This window comes from Shewanella sp. 1180_01 (assembly GCF_052850535.1).
The window spans coordinates 92512-107376 of record NZ_VXCT01000009.1; the positions used below are offsets into that span (position 1 = coordinate 92512).

Annotated in this window: 12 protein-coding genes and 1 pseudogene; 6 read left to right on the plus strand and 7 right to left on the minus strand. The window is 45.6% G+C overall.

Going from position 1 to position 14865, the window contains the following annotated elements; all coding sequences use genetic code 11:
- Positions 1-55: 55 nt before the first annotated feature.
- Positions 56-451 (plus strand): annotated as a pseudogene (locus FW758_RS07615) (methyl-accepting chemotaxis protein); the annotation flags it as partial.
- A 605-nt stretch (positions 452-1056) separates the two neighbouring features.
- Here FW758_RS07615 and FW758_RS07620 read toward each other — a convergent pair.
- From FW758_RS07620 to FW758_RS07645, 6 genes are all read right to left on the minus strand, one after another.
- A complete protein-coding gene (locus FW758_RS07620; RefSeq protein ID WP_259542063.1) occupies positions 1057-1467 on the minus strand; it encodes a hypothetical protein in 411 nt (136 codons plus the stop codon).
- Positions 1468-1536: 69 nt separating this feature from the next.
- On the minus strand, positions 1537-1968 hold the full coding sequence (locus FW758_RS07625; protein WP_446445067.1) for a hypothetical protein: 432 nt from the start codon (positions 1966-1968) through the stop codon (positions 1537-1539).
- Positions 1969-2397: 429 nt separating this feature from the next.
- The gene (locus FW758_RS07630; RefSeq protein ID WP_012088419.1) at positions 2398-2913 is read right to left on the minus strand and encodes a HEPN domain-containing protein; all 516 of its coding nucleotides are present in this window, start codon (positions 2911-2913) and stop codon (positions 2398-2400) included.
- A 1-nt stretch (position 2914) separates the two neighbouring features.
- Positions 2915-4048, minus strand: a complete 1134-nt coding sequence (locus FW758_RS07635) for a DUF262 domain-containing protein (RefSeq protein ID WP_446445068.1) — start codon at positions 4046-4048, stop codon at positions 2915-2917.
- 83 nt (positions 4049-4131) lie between these two features.
- Positions 4132-4551: a hypothetical protein gene (locus tag FW758_RS07640; protein ID WP_446445069.1), complete on the minus strand. Its 420-nt coding sequence runs from the start codon at positions 4549-4551 to the stop codon at positions 4132-4134.
- Between the two features lie 20 nt (positions 4552-4571).
- Positions 4572-5102, minus strand: a complete 531-nt coding sequence (locus tag FW758_RS07645; RefSeq protein ID WP_063883774.1) for a HEPN domain-containing protein — start codon at positions 5100-5102, stop codon at positions 4572-4574.
- A 1192-nt stretch (positions 5103-6294) separates the two neighbouring features.
- Here FW758_RS07645 and FW758_RS07650 point away from each other — a divergent pair.
- Genes FW758_RS07650 through FW758_RS07660 form a run of 3 tightly spaced genes read left to right on the plus strand, consistent with a single transcriptional unit; the run spans position 6295 to position 11014 of the window.
- A complete protein-coding gene (locus FW758_RS07650; RefSeq protein WP_446445070.1) occupies positions 6295-9192 on the plus strand; it encodes a xanthine dehydrogenase family protein molybdopterin-binding subunit in 2898 nt (965 codons plus the stop codon).
- Positions 9189-9722, plus strand: coding sequence for a (2Fe-2S)-binding protein (locus FW758_RS07655; RefSeq protein WP_006085889.1), 534 nt, complete (start codon positions 9189-9191; stop codon positions 9720-9722). Before FW758_RS07650 ends, FW758_RS07655 begins: the two co-directional genes overlap by 4 nt.
- Positions 9722-11014, plus strand: coding sequence for a cytochrome c (locus tag FW758_RS07660; protein WP_446445071.1), 1293 nt, complete (start codon positions 9722-9724; stop codon positions 11012-11014). Before FW758_RS07655 ends, FW758_RS07660 begins: the two co-directional genes overlap by 1 nt.
- Positions 11015-11118: 104 nt before the next feature.
- Here FW758_RS07660 and FW758_RS07665 read toward each other — a convergent pair whose 3' ends face one another.
- Entirely contained in the window at positions 11119-12102 is a 984-nt protein-coding gene (locus tag FW758_RS07665; protein ID WP_446445072.1) for a dienelactone hydrolase family protein, read from the minus strand.
- Positions 12103-12322: 220 nt separating this feature from the next.
- Between FW758_RS07665 and FW758_RS07670 the strand changes: the two genes are divergently transcribed.
- Together FW758_RS07670 and FW758_RS07675 are read left to right on the plus strand one after the other, a co-directional pair.
- Positions 12323-13270, plus strand: a complete 948-nt coding sequence (locus tag FW758_RS07670; RefSeq protein WP_126491273.1) for a LysR family transcriptional regulator — start codon at positions 12323-12325, stop codon at positions 13268-13270.
- 295 nt (positions 13271-13565) lie between these two features.
- Positions 13566-14774: a NupC/NupG family nucleoside CNT transporter gene (locus FW758_RS07675; protein ID WP_259527260.1), complete on the plus strand. Its 1209-nt coding sequence runs from the start codon at positions 13566-13568 to the stop codon at positions 14772-14774.
- The last annotated feature ends 91 nt before the right edge of the window (positions 14775-14865 follow it).

The following is a 14865-nucleotide window of genomic DNA, read 5'->3' on the forward strand; positions in this document are numbered from 1 at the left end:
ACAAGAAACAGTTGTGATGATGAATAAATTAGCGACGCAAATGAATGATGCAGCCAAAGGCATTGAAGCATTAGATAAGCAATCTCAAATGATTGGTGAGCTAGTAAAAAGTATCAGTGGCATCGCCGATCAAACCAATCTTCTTGCCTTAAATGCAGCAATTGAAGCCGCTCGCGCAGGAGAACAAGGACGCGGTTTTGCAGTCGTTGCAGATGAAGTCAGACAACTTGCCTCACGTACCAGTAAAGCGACAGAGGAAATTGTAGAGGTAGTATCAAAAAATAAAATGTTAACCGAAAGTGCAGTCAATATGATTGAGCAAGGTAAGCAACAAGCGCAACAGGGGTTAACACTCTCAACCCAATCGGGTGAGGTTATGTCAGAGATTCAAGATGGTGCACAAAAAGTGGTTAATGCAGTTGGCCAATTCACCAACCAGCTAACTGTCTAATTTTAAAATCCTTATGCCCTATAAAAATACATTTTTGGTGTTACATAAACGTGGTTGAACAGATTATCCATACACAAAAGCCAGTTCGGCAATCCTTGCCTCTCGCTATTAGGTGCAATAACCATCGGGGTTTGGATTACGCTAATGCGGTTTTAGAAGCTGATTCAAACTTCGTTTGATTTTTTAAATCAAAATCAAAGTCGTGGAATTCCATTCCACACCAGGGCAAGAAGGGGATCAACAGCAATCCCCCTCTTGCATCTCCCCTTGCCGAACAACGTCCATGTCTAACTGCCAGTTCGCCATCCCTAGCTCTCGTTCGAAACGCTGCTACGCAGCACTCACCCTAGCTAAGTACATGCATTAGTTACCTGCCTCATACTCCAATAAAAATCGCCTAACGGCTCAGATGGCACATCCATGTACCCCCGAGCCTGCGCCATCATCCATGATGTCGCCACGGCCCCACTCTAACAACTAAGAGCTATCTGCGTATTTCGACAACTTCGCAAGGGATCGGTGAACTTCTGTGGCGTTAGAGTGAACTATTCGCATTGAAAGAATTATGCCAACGCCACAAGACTTATTATCCTCAACTTACCAATTTATATAGTAGACTCAAGCTTATTATTGATACTTTTATAAACTAAATATAAGTGTATCAACTCAACCAAAGCGAAATTAACTATTACGACGGTGAAATATTGTAGATCCCCCATAGACCATAAGTTAAATAAAAAGAAAACTTCTAGATATCGAAACTTAGACCACCTAAAATAATTTGACGGATAATCTTTGCCTATAAGCATAGGTAACACTTTAAAATTAAAAGTGACTGCAATAGCAATATATACACAAAGCATACTAAGTAACAAAAACAATAATTTAAAGCTAAAAATATTCATCTGCATAAAAATCGTTTCAGACTTAAATTCAACCAAAAAATCAACAGCAAGGCCGATAACAAGTGTCAAAGCAAGCACTATGCTCATACCCAAAAAACTAATTTTTTTCATAAAAAACTCTTAAATCATCCCTAAAATAAATCAATAAACACAATCAGCAAAACATCTTGAAAGTGAAAATTAACCCAATAAATTAAGCCTATTACACTTGTTTGCAAGTCCATTAAAAACAAAGAACAAGGTCAGAAACATGAGTGTTTTTACAAAGATATCGATAAAACGTAATGGGCTCATCCCGCCAGCTAATAACACATCGAAAACAGGCAGTGATGGCAGCACAACAAATGTAAAAAATGAAGTACCTAACACAGAGTAAATAAAATACCTTGGATATCCAACTCGATTAATAATCAAAGCACATACTAAAGAAAATATGATCATCAGTGGAAGATGTATCCAAAAGCAAAATACAACCATCCCCAAGTTTTCACTTAATGCTTTTACATTGAAAGATAACAGTAAATCCCACCACCATTTGTTATCGACAGACAACCAACTTCCATGCATAAATATCGACACAGCTATGCCGAAGATAATCACTAAAAACTTCAATTTACCTCCAATAAATCTGCTCAGTTTCGAGCTATTGCAAACCTTATCTTTTGAAATAAATAACAAAATCAAAATCGTGGAATTCCGTTCCACACCAGGGCAAGAAGGGGATCAACAGCAATTCCCCTCTTGCATCTCCCCTTGCCGCCCCTAGCGAAGTTACATGCATTAGTTACCTGTCTCATACTCCAATAAAAATCGCCTAACGGCTCAGATGGCACATCCATGTGCCCCCGAGCCTGCGCCATCATCCATGATGTCGCCACGGCATTTTTATCTGCGTATTTCGACAACTTCGCAGGGGATCGGTGAACTTCTGTGGCATTAGAGCTAACTTTTCGCATTGAAAGAATTGTGCCTGTCCTGCTTCTTCTCCGAGATGATCATATATGTTCTAACTATCGACTTAGCTATCTTGGCCTCGTTGATTCATAATTCATCATCGACCTCAAATTCATAATTAACAACTGAATCTAATATCTCTAATACACGTCGTGCACTTTTAAAATACTCAATAGTTTTATCAATATTTAAATTTGGGTTTCCACCATGTGCAAATTCATTTCTCGCATTAACCAACTCAGTTAATGCACCTTTCAACTTAGGCTTATCTTCCAAAGATAACAACTCATCAAATTTCTCCTTCCATCTAGAATCAAATTCTGACAGCATAGATTCGATCATTGGTAACTTCGGATTACAAGACGAGTCTCTTATTTTTCTTTTTATAAAATTTTTAACTTGTATATGACTATCTTCGTCAACTTTATCAGCTATTATTTGCTTAAATGCAATTTCAATAGAGCCAGTAGCACGAATAACTGCATATTTTTTAACATATGGCGATGGATTTGCGGCCTCACCTAAGCCAACTAAAAGAGATTTTATACTAGCAAGCTCAACTTCACAGTCGTCCAAGACGCCATTAACACCAAAGTTATTCATGTTAGTTACCTCTAAACAACGCATCATACATGAGATTAACGCGATCTCTGATTTTATGAACTTTCATAGTTTCTTGTGATAATAAATTTTGAAAGTTATCGTTCTGTAACAATCTATATTTTTTGTCGCTGGCATTATTTAAATTATGAATATCCCCATTTTTTATCGCTAAATGAAAAGATATCAATATAGAATCAAATAAAGTTGGACTGAACCTATCAACTAATATATCCGAGTTAGAAGGAGATATATTGTGAAACGCACTATTACCTAAGTGCTCTTTCACCTGAATAATGGCATTTTTAAATGATTCTTCCATTTCATTCATTAAACTTTCTTTATTAGTCTCCCCCATAAATTGATTTAAATATTTTTTAAGAGAGATCCTAGATGGCGCATCATCTGAAAACAAGATTTCAGTTGAAGAAAGAGCATAAAATCGCAATATATACTCAACATCTCTCATCCTTTCATCGATGATTTTTTTTCCAAATAAATCCCTCCAAACAGGCCATTCATTCAACTTCAACAATAATGAATTCAAAGGCCCCTGATATACACAATTTCTTATTTCTTGAGGAAGTAGTGTTCTACCACTAGAATTAATCCTTTCAAAAACCTGAAACAAGCTAGTATCTTCAGGATCTTGACTTCTCTGCATAAAAATAATTGCATGAATTGTAGTATTTCTAATTTTTCGTCGTTCGTCTTCTTGTAACTCCGAAAAGGCTTTCCCTTTCCATCTTTCGTGTATTTTATCAGTTCTGGAAAGCTTGAATACTTTTCCATCTTTAGAAAATATCCCCTTAACATAATCCCTAACCGTCATAAGCCGCTGATAACCATCAATAATCAATAACTTCTCTGATGGAGTCTTAGCCAAGAAAATACTTGGGACGGGTAATCCAAGCAATATTGAATCAATAAATCTTGATGCTTCAGATTTGTCCCAAACATAATGCCGCTGCAATTCCGGTTTAACTAACTCATCTTCATCATACCTAGATATTAACTCCCTGAAACTCAAGTCAGCCCCCCATGACTGTATTTTAAAAAGATCATCATCACTATAAAAATCATCCTGCTCGTCACTTGGTATATCTAAGTAATCAGGTACAAATACATTTCCACTCAAAATTAACGCTCCTAATGTAAAATAAATTTTCAGATTAAAAATATTCTCTAAAAATAAGTTAAGTTTAAATGCCGAAATTAATATTACGGCAGTACTAATTCCCCTGAATCATACGCTCTATCAAATTCTGCTTTTGCATCGGCTTTATGGTTGATACAATTGACCATGTGTTCGTCGGACTTAAAGTTTTTACAATCTTCGGGGACTAGATAATACTTGCGCCATGCTTCGGCTTTGCGTAATCGCGCGGCCTCGTTTTGCTTGGCTAGTCTGGATTTTTCAGCCGCATTTTGTTGTAACTCTTGCTGAATCTGATACTCAGCAAGCTGGCGATCTTTCGCAGCCTGCTGGCGAGCTAGATCCGTTTGCTTTTGTTGCATAGCAAACTCATTAAGCCCTTGTGTCAGGCGGTATTCGACATAACTCAAATAGCCAATTCGCACCAACAAAGTGACTAAGCTCGCTAGCAAGATACCTAAGGTAATTTGTAGTATTAGTTTCATTGCAGCTCACATAACCCTAACTAAACTGAACCTAATGCTTTATCTGTTGCTGTCACTAATTCAGTAATAAACCGAATACACTTATCCACTTCATCACGCTTAATAATTTGAGGTGTTCCTATTTCAACCTGCGCACGATGAACCGCATCTCCACGCTTTCTTAGCCAAGTATTAAGGGTTTCTCTCGCTTGTTTAGGGATGTAATTCGGCCATTTCCAATGCTCTGTAACATCAATCCCGAAAAACTCTTCAAAAATTTGCTTCGTTTTAGCGGAGTCTGGGTTATGAAACATTTTCAAGCGGGTAGAAAACTGCTGCTCCATAAAGTTTCCAATTTGACACCCTTTTAGTGCACCAAACTTGTTGTTGAAAAGTTCTGTAGCAACATCTTCTACATAGGTTTCCCAAGCCGTCATAGTCATGATCAAAGCGGCTCTTTTTAATGCACCCAATGCTTGTGATTCCTGTTTTACATTTAGTTCGTCGTAGCATTCGATCAAAGCTCTTGCATCATTGATTGCACGCTTAAATGTATTTAGAGCAACAGACATTTTATTCCTTAGCCAAATAGTAGCCATACAAGTAACAATCTGAATTTTAATAAAGTTTTTTGAATAAACACTAATGCCAAGAGTTACACCAATACCCTGCGAAGTTGCCGACGGGCGTTGAAGAAAATCACGTGAGCGAGGCATGGATGCCGAGCTAGCTTTCGGGGTACAGGATGTACCATCGGAAGCGTTAGTGATTTTCGAATAAGCGCTAGGCCAGTAACTAATGCATGTAACTTCGCTAGGGGCGTCTTGGAGAATCCAAGGAGGATAGGACGAGCAGTCCTCCTTGGTCGGGTGTGGGTTGAAGACTCACGACCTTGATTCACCTCGGCCGCTAGGCCGCAAAATTACCAGTTAACTAATTTGTGAACCGACAAAGCTTCCCCATTGCTACCGCACTTCGCCAACATCCGTCAGCCAAGCCATCAATCAAAACAAGGTCGCACCAGCTCAAAACGTCCACTGCTGAACATTGAGCACAATGCCACTAAACACTATGGCAACAAGCATAAGTGCCAAAGCATATTCACGAATTTGCAGGAGGAGTTGGGTATCTAAGAAAGAGAAAAGACACATCGTCCTGATGCAAGTGACTCGAATCGCGGGTACGCGATTAAAGCTCATCCTTGTTAAAAACCTAAGATAGCGACATAGCGTACACTTGTCTATAACTTTAGCATTACAAATCAAGTAATTAAGCAAGCACTGATTTAACAATGTCGATATGAATACATGTGACTAAACCAATCGCCATCAAATAACACTATCTCTTGATCTTGCGGTGGCAATGAAGTCTTACCGTGACGGGCGGTTTGGTTTTGGCAAGCGAGCCAATTTCGACATGCGAATAAGCCCCAATTGAGTGCATTGCTCAAGGGCTCAGCGCAAACGACACTGAACAAAATTCAGCCATAACGTAACTGAGTTGAATCACAGTACGAACATCACTGTAGAAGCCTGATAACACGGGTTTTACACTCTGATTTAGCTTGGTCAAAACTGCAACGATTAACCGCCTAAATTTGCATTTTCAGCCCTACATGCTAACGTGGCTAATGTAAATTTACATTCAGTGTTTATCAAAGCTATGTCGCAACAATCAATAAAAAGTCGATCGACAACAAGCCTATATCGGGCGATACCAAGCAGCGCGGCTGATATGACACGGAAGCACAACTGAGGTTGAGATATGGAACCATCTAATACGTCACGCCGGACCTTTATTAAGCAATGTGTGATTGGCGGGGTTGCCGTATATTCGGCCCCTTTGTTGTGGGAAATGAGTCGCGCGAATGCGGCGATTGTCTCACCTGAACTGGCAGCCCAATGGCAAACTCAGGTTAATGGTCAATCCAAACCTAAGTTTCGTAACGACGGCATAGCGAAGGTCACAGGCCAAAAGGTCTATGGCCGTGATTACCGCGCTATGGACATGGAAGGCTGGCCCAAGCAGCAAGGTTACGCTTTTATTCTACGCGCTGCCGATGCCTCCCATGTTTATCAAGGCTTTTCCCTCGACCACCTGCCCGCGTCGGCTAAGCCCTATAAAGTGATCACTGCGGCCGATCTGGCCCGTGATAAAATCAAGCTGCCCGATTTTTACGGTGACAACATGTTACTGGCCGAGGGGCAAACCGCCGACTACTTAGGTCATGCGGTGGCAATATTATTGTTCGACAGTTTCCCCGCCTTTAAGCAAGCTAAGTCCTTGCTGCAATTTGACCAGACCTTACTGCGCTTTGGTGAGCAAACGCCGTTTGTGTCGGACACCAAAGACCCGTACGCCAGCTGGCGCCTTATTCGAGTGGAAGGTGAAAATGGCGCAAGGGAAGATTTATATAGCCCGCTCCACGATGGGCTATTTTTCCCCAGCGTAAAAGATCGCAAGCCAGAATGGTTAGGCAATCCGAATGCCAAAGGGACAGTATCTGAGCGCGGGCTTTATTATGCGGGTGAGATAGATAAGCAGATTGCTAGCGCCCAAGCCAATCAACAATGGCAAGTGTTAGAGCGGGAATATCGCACCCAGATCATCGATCCTATGATGATGGAGCCCGAAGCCTTTAACGGCTGGTATGACGCAACTAGCCAAACATTTCATACTGTGATTACCTCGCAGTCGCCGCAGGACTTTCAAGAGATGGCAGTGCACATGCTGTTATCTGGCCCACTGGCAGGCAAGGTAAAACATCTAGTGGTGCACTCGCCTTATATCGGCGGTGGATTTGGCGCGAAAGATCATTCGATATTCCCCTATTACGGCGTGCTCGCGGCCATTTATGCCAAGGGTCCAATCCGACTCGCCAATGACAGATTCGAGCAATTCCAATCTGGCCTTAAACGTCATCCGTTCATCATGAAAAGCCGCTTAGCGGTGGATAAATCGACCTTAAAAATCCAAGCCTTAACTTCGCAGATGACAGTCGATGGCGGCGGACGAGTCAACTTCACTCCGTCTGTAACCTCAGTTGGCGCGACGGCGATGCAAAGCATTTACTACACACCGCGCAACGATATTATCGCCACCGCCTATGCGTCGCGTAACCCAGATGCGGGTTCGATGCGCGGTTATGGCACGCTGCAATCGATGACAGCGATGGAATGCATGATCCACGAGATAGCCGACGAGCTGAAGGTTGATCCCTTTAAACTGCGCGCCGCCAACGTGATGGAATCTGGCCAGCGTAATACGCAAGGCGCGATCCCTAACGGCACTTTACGTTACCGCGAAATGCTCGACATGGCAGAACAAGATCCCGTGTGGCAAAACCGCGCGGTGAATAAAAAGGACTATGAGGCCAAACATCCGGGGATGCGTTACGGCGTCGGTTTTGGTATCGCCACCAAAGATTATGGTACAGGTGCAGCGGCGCCAAGTGCGGCGATTCGCCTAGCGAAAGACGGTAAAATCACCCTAGAAATCGGCTTTATCGAAATGGGCACTGGCACGCAAACCTCCCAAGCCGTTGTGGTCAGCGATGCCCTCGGCAACTTTGCCGATGAGGTAAAACTCGCCGAAGTGGATATTTGGGATGCGATGCAATTAGTGCAAACCGATAATCCTTATATTATTTCGCAGCAACGCCAAGATGAAATGGCGGCCAATCCACGCTGGACACCGGTTAAAGCCATGGCATCGTCGGCTTCTATGTCGGCCTATTATCAAAGCCATGTCACCCGCATCGCCGCCGACGTGATCTATCGTCACGGCCTGTGGCCTGCGGCGGTATCGATTTGGAACGAGTTGTATTTTAACACCCCAATGGGCTCAACTAATTTGCATAACGCCCGCGATGGTCGCTGGGTCGATGGCAAGTTAACCGCCTTGGGCTTTCCGCCACTGTCAATCGATATCCTCGCAAAACGCGCCCACGATATGGGCTTAGTGGTCGGCGTGATGGGCCATGCCTTTAATCGCTGGGCTTGGGCCGAGGCCGATTTCGACATTCTTGGCACTAAAGAACGTTTAGCACTCGATGCGCTGGCGCTGCAATACGGCGAAGGTAACGCGACATTTGCGGCCACTTCCGACACGACTATGAGTATCAAAGCGCGCCAAGCCAGCATGAAGTCTAACGGCTATCACTTGATCGATCGTCAAGCCATGAGTTATCCCAAGGCCGAACTGAACAATGCCATGGTGACTTACTACGCCCCCTGCGCCACTTTGGTTGAAGTGGCCGTTAACGAAGGCAATGGCGAAGTCACGCTACTGAGTTCTCACACTTGGTTAGAAGCGGGCAAAGTGATTGTTAAAGAATTAGTCGAAGGGCAAATTCAAGGTGGCCTTGCGATGGGAATTGGCCATGCACTGCATGAAGGCTTACCGCCATTTGAAGCCGGCGCTGGCAATGGTACGTGGAACCTCAATCGCTATCAGGTGCCGTTAGCGCGGCATGTGGGCGTGTGGGATCAACGTCATACCATATTGCCGCAGTTATCTGATAACGATCCCAGCCGTGGTATCGCCGAAGTGGTGATGATCCCTGTGGTCGCGGCGCTGATTGAAGCCGTGTATCAAGCGACCCATGTCCGCTTTTACGATTTACCTATGACAGCGAAAAAAATTAAGGAGGCCATGGCATGAGCCAGTCTATTAAACTGACCATTAATAACCAAGCCGTAGGCCCGATTGAAGTCGCCGATGGTGTGATGATGATTGAGTTTCTACACGAATACTTAAACCTCACAGGCACTAAGTTTGGTTGCGGCGCGGGCGTATGCCACGCCTGTACTGTGATCGTCGACGACGAGCAAGGCATGAGCGAAGTGGTGCGTACCTGCATCAATGGCGTCGAGCGTTTTAATGGTAAACGCGTCCGCACTGTCGAAGGTCATGCTAGACAAAACTCCCTTGGCGAAATCACCGCCCTGAGCCCAGTACAAGAGGCTTTTTTAGAGCACTTCTCGTTTCAATGTGGCTGGTGTACCTCGGGCTTTGTCAACGAATCGACTGCGCTGCTTGAGCGATTAGAGCGACAGCCTATCGCTAAAGATCAAGTTGAAAAAGTCGTAGAAGATGCCTTAAGTGAACACGTATGTCGCTGTACTGGCTACGTAAAATACTATGCGGCGGTCAAAGATCTGATCCTCAATACTAAGGGGTTAACCCTGTGATGACATCAGCCAATCTGCGCCATTTCCCGCGCTATTTCCCGCACCTTAACAGGATAAAAAATCTGTTGAGTCACAATCTACTCCTGAGTTTAGGGCTAGGTTTGCTCGCCTGTTCCAGCAGCGTTGCCGATGAAGGTGGCAATACAACAAATAGTGACATCGAACGCGGCGCGTATCTGATGAAGATAGGCGACTGTGTGGCCTGCCATACTGCGGTAGGCGGGCGCGAACTCGCGGGCGGTTTGCCGTTCGAAACGCCCTTTGGCGCTGTGTACTCGACCAATATCACCTCAGATAAAGAAACCGGTATTGGCAAATACAGTTACGAGGACTTTTTTGATGCCATGCACCACGGTGTTGGCGTCAACGGCAACCTCTACCCTGCTATGCCCTACACGTCCTACAGCCTGCTGACGGACGACGACACTAAGGCGATTTATGCCTATTTGATGAGTACTAAACCCATCAAGCAAGCCAATCGCGACAATGATGTGTACTTTCCGTTTAACCTGCGTTTTGGCCTAAAAGCCTGGAACTTAGTCGCCCACGATGCTAAGGAATTTACCCCGAGCAAGGAAAAAAGCGAGCATTGGAATCGCGGCAATTACTTAGTCAATGCCCTAGGGCACTGCGGTGAATGCCACACCCCAAGAGACACGCTGTTTGCCATGGAGCAGGACAAGCACTTTGAAGGCGCGATTATCGAAGGGCTAGAAGCATCGGACATTCGCCCCGCCGAGCTTAACAGGCAGAACTGGACCCATGAGGATCTTAAGTCGCTGTTTACTGAAGGCTATTCCCGTAAAGGCACAGTATTTGGCGGCATGTATCCCGTGGTGTATCACAGCTTTAGCCACTTAACCGACGATGATATGCGCGCGGTAAGCAGTTATCTGCTCGATACCGACGAAGATATTAAACCACAAGCGCTCACCTTTAACGGCCATAAGCCTGAACTGCCAGGTTATACGCTTTACAAAGGTTACTGCGCCGGTTGCCATGGTCAAAATGGTGAAGGTCGCCCCAACGTCGCCCCCGCGATGGCAGGTAACGCCACCTTAGATAAAGCGAGTCCACACAATATCGTCGCCGTGATGCTAAAAGGCATTAAGAGCCAGCATTACAACCTCACCACCAGCTTTTATGCCATGCCGGGATATGCTGATGAGTTAAGCGACGAGCAGATTAAAGACTTAGCCAATTACCTAAGACTCACCTGGAGCACACAACCCGGTAATCTCGATGTGAAAACCATCCAAAGCTTGAAAGAAGTGATCCTCGAGCACGAATAACCCGCATGGATATGTGGGAGATTAAAAATAAAAGCCGACGCTAGCGTCGGCTTTTGCTTGATTGATATAGAGCACGAAAATCTGTCAGTCAACGGCGTTTATTCTCAATAACCACGCAGTCGAGTATCGAAGAAGGCTAAGCTGCGCGCCCATGCGAGCTCGGCGGTGGCTTTATCGTATCGTCCTGTTGAGTCGTTATGGAAACCGTGATTCACATTCGGGTAAAGATAGGCGACATAATCGGCTTTATTGGTTTTCAGTTGGGTTTCGTACTCGGCCCAAGTGTCGTTCACCCGCTGATCGAGCCCAGCAAACTGCAACATTAGCGGCCCTTTCACGCGGCTACGCAGCTCTGCAGCAGCAGGCGTGCCATAGAAAGGTACACCAGCATTAAGCTCATCGGGAATCGTGGCGGCCAGCATATTGACGATATAGCCGCCAAAGCAAAAACCTACGGCACCGAGTTTGCCATTGCTTTGAGGATGGGCTTTTAAAAACTGCGCAGCGGCAATAAAGTCTTGCTCGATTTTGGCTCTGTCTAAACTGCTTTGCATGGCGCGGCCCGCATCGTCATTGCCCGGATAACCACCGAGGGAATAAAGTGCATCGGGGGCGAAGGCGATATACCCCTGCGCCGCTAATCGGCGAGCAACATCTTCGATATAGGGATTTAGGCCACGGTTCTCGTGCACCACCAATACCACGGCGGCTTTTTTAGTGGGATCTAAAGTCTTGGGCTCACCAGCGGCACTGCCCGCGAGCAATAATTCATTGGGTATCACTAAATAGCCGCGCCCTTCACCGTAACCATTGGGCGAGGGAAATTTAACATAGCTGGCTTGAATACTCGGGTCGTTAAAGGACACTTGTTCGGCAAGGGCATAGTTCGGCATGAGTGCGCCCGTGAGCGTTGTCAGGGTAAACCCTAGCGCCACCAGTCCTGCGAGCCGCCCCATAAACTCACGGCGGTCGATAATGCCGTGGGCATATTCGTCATACCAGTCAAAGGCTTCCTGCGGTATCGGCTGCACTTTCTGGGCATGCATCTGACTTGTTTCTGCTACGGCTTGCTTGTCTTGCTGTGTCATCGTTATTCCTCCGTTGAACAAGCTAACCACAGGTCACTTCCCTAGCTTGTGGGTGTTAAGATTTAACTCAAGAGTAAAGGAAGAATCGTACTTAGGGCAACTGACTTTAACGTGTGCTGTTTTGTAAGCTTGGTTTGAAATAACACACGATTGGCACAAACGGCTGTCGGTTAAGGCTAGGCTAGCTTAAAATAGCGATTTAGATTCTAGAGGGCTTGGCGTGATACAACATAGAGCTAGCCAGATGGTGATATTTCACACTCTGGTGACCAGTGGCAGTTTTACCCAAGCGGCAGCTAAGTTAAAAACCTCGACCTCCTATGTCAGCAAGCAAATTGGCGCGTTGGAAGCTGAGCTGAACTTGCTGTTAGTGCAACGCACTACTCGCACCTTAGTGTTAACTGACGCTGGCCAGCAATTCGCGCGTTATTGTGAGCAAGTGTTTGAAGCAACGCAAAATGCCGATGCCATGATGCTGGATGCCCGTGACGACATTAGCGGCACGATTCGCCTCGGTTCTTCCCAATCCTTTGGCACCTTACACATCATCCCCGCGCTGGAAGTGTTGCAGGAAAAATATCCCGAATTACGATTTGAGCTAAGCCTGTTCGACCATAAGGCCGATATGCTAGAGGAAGGCCTGGATCTGTGGATCACTAACCATGAACAGCTGAACGAAGGCTATATCGCCCAGCACCTCGCCGAGACTAACTTTGTGGTGGTCGCCTCCCCCGATTATTTGCTCAAGCACGGCATCCCGCACCATCCACGGGAGTTAGCTCAGCACAATTGTGTTATCTATCAAAGTAAAAGCCGTAATTATGATCGCTGGAGTTTTGCTAAGGATGACCTTGAGCAAACCGTCAATGTGGCAGGCAATTACCGTGTCGACTTAGCCGAAGCCGTGCGTAATGCCGTGATTGCAGGGCGAGGCATAGGCTATGTGGCCACGTATTTACTCAGTGATGAATTTCAAAGCGGCAAGCTCATCCAACTCTTACCCGATTGGAAACCGCTGCAACAGATGCCCGTTTATGTGGTTTACCCAAGGCGGCGCCATTTACCGACTAAGTACAAAGTAATTATCGAATGTTTAAAGTCCCATATCGGCCACCCGCCCTACTGGGATAAAAAGCTCAAACCTTGGTTAGGTAAGACTGTCACCTAAGCTCCAGTCACTTAAACTGCAGTCACTTAAGCTGCATTTCAAACCAGCACAGACGACTGCACCAGCCTAAAGTCGTCTGTGGCGTGATTTCTATTATTGCCGCAGACACAAATATTATTTCCTCTGGGCAATAGTAGCCAAAATCGTTTTTATTATCCTGCATAAACAGCAACTTAAACTGTTGCTATTTTCTACGCTTTTATCGTAACAGCCCAGTAACGCCCTCGACTTGCCCTTACGCTGACTCGGCCTACAATGCGCGACTTCTTCTATCACTCAAAAGAATAAACCCATTATGACCGCGATATTAGGCATGATTAGCATCTTGTTTTTTGCTTGGCTACTGTCAGTGAACCGCAAGAACATTCCCTACCGCACTGTGATTTTAGCCCTAGGCCTACAAATTATATTTGCCCTGTTAGTGCTCTACGTCCCTGCGGGTAAGGCCGTATTGCAATCTGTTACGGCGGGCGTGTCGAGCGTGATAGCCTATGGCAACGAAGGGATTGGTTTCCTGTTTGGCGATCTCGCCACGGGTAAAGTCGGCTTCGTATTTGCGATCAATGTATTAGGTATCATCATCTTCTTCTCGGCGCTGATTTCTGCCTTATACCATATTGGGTTAATGCCTAAGGTGATCAACATTATTGGTGGTGGTCTGCAGCGTTTATTGGGCACGGGCCGCGCCGAGTCTTTATCTGCCACGGCGAATATCTTCGTCGGCATGATTGAAGCGCCGCTGGTGATCAAACCTTATTTAAAGCACATGAGCGATTCGCAATTCTTCGCGGTAATGAGCTGTGGTTTAGCCTCAGTCGCGGGCGGCACCTTAGTGGGATATGCCGCTTTAGGTGTCGATCTTAACTATCTGATTGCCGCTGCCTTTATGTCAGCACCTGCGGGTCTGTTGATGGCGAAAATCCTCATGCCACCCAACGAAAATGACAAAAACAGCACAGATGAAATCACCTCAGTCGAACTGCCACGCGCCACCAATGTGGTTGAAGCCTTAGCCGATGGTGCTATGTCTGGCATGCGGATCTCAGTCGGGATCGGTGCCACTCTGCTAGCCTTTGTCAGTGTTATCGCCCTGCTGAATGGCATGTTAGGCGCTGTGGGTGAATGGTTCGGTTACCAGTTAAGCTTCGAATTCTTGCTCGGTTATCTGTTCGCGCCTATGGCGTGGCTGCTAGGTATTCCTTGGCATGAAGCTATTACCGCGGGCTCGCTTATTGGCCAAAAAATCGTGGTGAATGAGTTTGTGGCCTTTATCCAGTTAATGAAAGTAGAAGACCAACTGAGCGCCCATTCTCAGGCCGTTGTGACTTTCGCCCTGTGTGGTTTTGCGAACATTTCCACCATGGCAATTTTGATCGGTGGACTGGGTAGCATGGTGCCAGAGCGCCGCGAATTTATCGCCCGTAATGGTTTTCGCGCCATTGCCGCTGGCGTATTCGCTAACCTGATGAGTGCGGCAATCGCCAGCGTGATCCTCTCGCTGTAGCTTGTTTTCGATAACATGTTTCTGTCCTCGAGTATCAATCACTGATATCGAGCATCGAAATAGAAAAAGCTGATCCCAGCGCAAACCCAAA

Excerpts from the sequence above, each read along its gene's own strand:
- FW758_RS07620 (WP_259542063.1), bottom strand. The coding sequence starts at position 1,467 with ATGAAAAAAATTAGTTTTTTGGGTATGAGCATAGTGCTTGCTTTGACA.
- FW758_RS07630 (WP_012088419.1), bottom strand. The coding sequence starts at position 2,913 with ATGAATAACTTTGGTGTTAATGGCGTCTTGGACGACTGTGAAGTTGAG.
- FW758_RS07640 (WP_446445069.1), bottom strand. The coding sequence starts at position 4,551 with ATGAAACTAATACTACAAATTACCTTAGGTATCTTGCTAGCGAGCTTA.
- FW758_RS07645 (WP_063883774.1), bottom strand. The coding sequence starts at position 5,102 with ATGTCTGTTGCTCTAAATACATTTAAGCGTGCAATCAATGATGCAAGA.
- FW758_RS07650 (WP_446445070.1), top strand. The coding sequence starts at position 6,295 with ATGGAACCATCTAATACGTCACGCCGGACCTTTATTAAGCAATGTGTG.
- FW758_RS07655 (WP_006085889.1), top strand. The coding sequence starts at position 9,189 with ATGAGCCAGTCTATTAAACTGACCATTAATAACCAAGCCGTAGGCCCG.
- FW758_RS07660 (WP_446445071.1), top strand. The coding sequence starts at position 9,722 with ATGACATCAGCCAATCTGCGCCATTTCCCGCGCTATTTCCCGCACCTT.
- FW758_RS07665 (WP_446445072.1), bottom strand. The coding sequence starts at position 12,102 with ATGACACAGCAAGACAAGCAAGCCGTAGCAGAAACAAGTCAGATGCAT.
- FW758_RS07675 (WP_259527260.1), top strand. The coding sequence starts at position 13,566 with ATGACCGCGATATTAGGCATGATTAGCATCTTGTTTTTTGCTTGGCTA.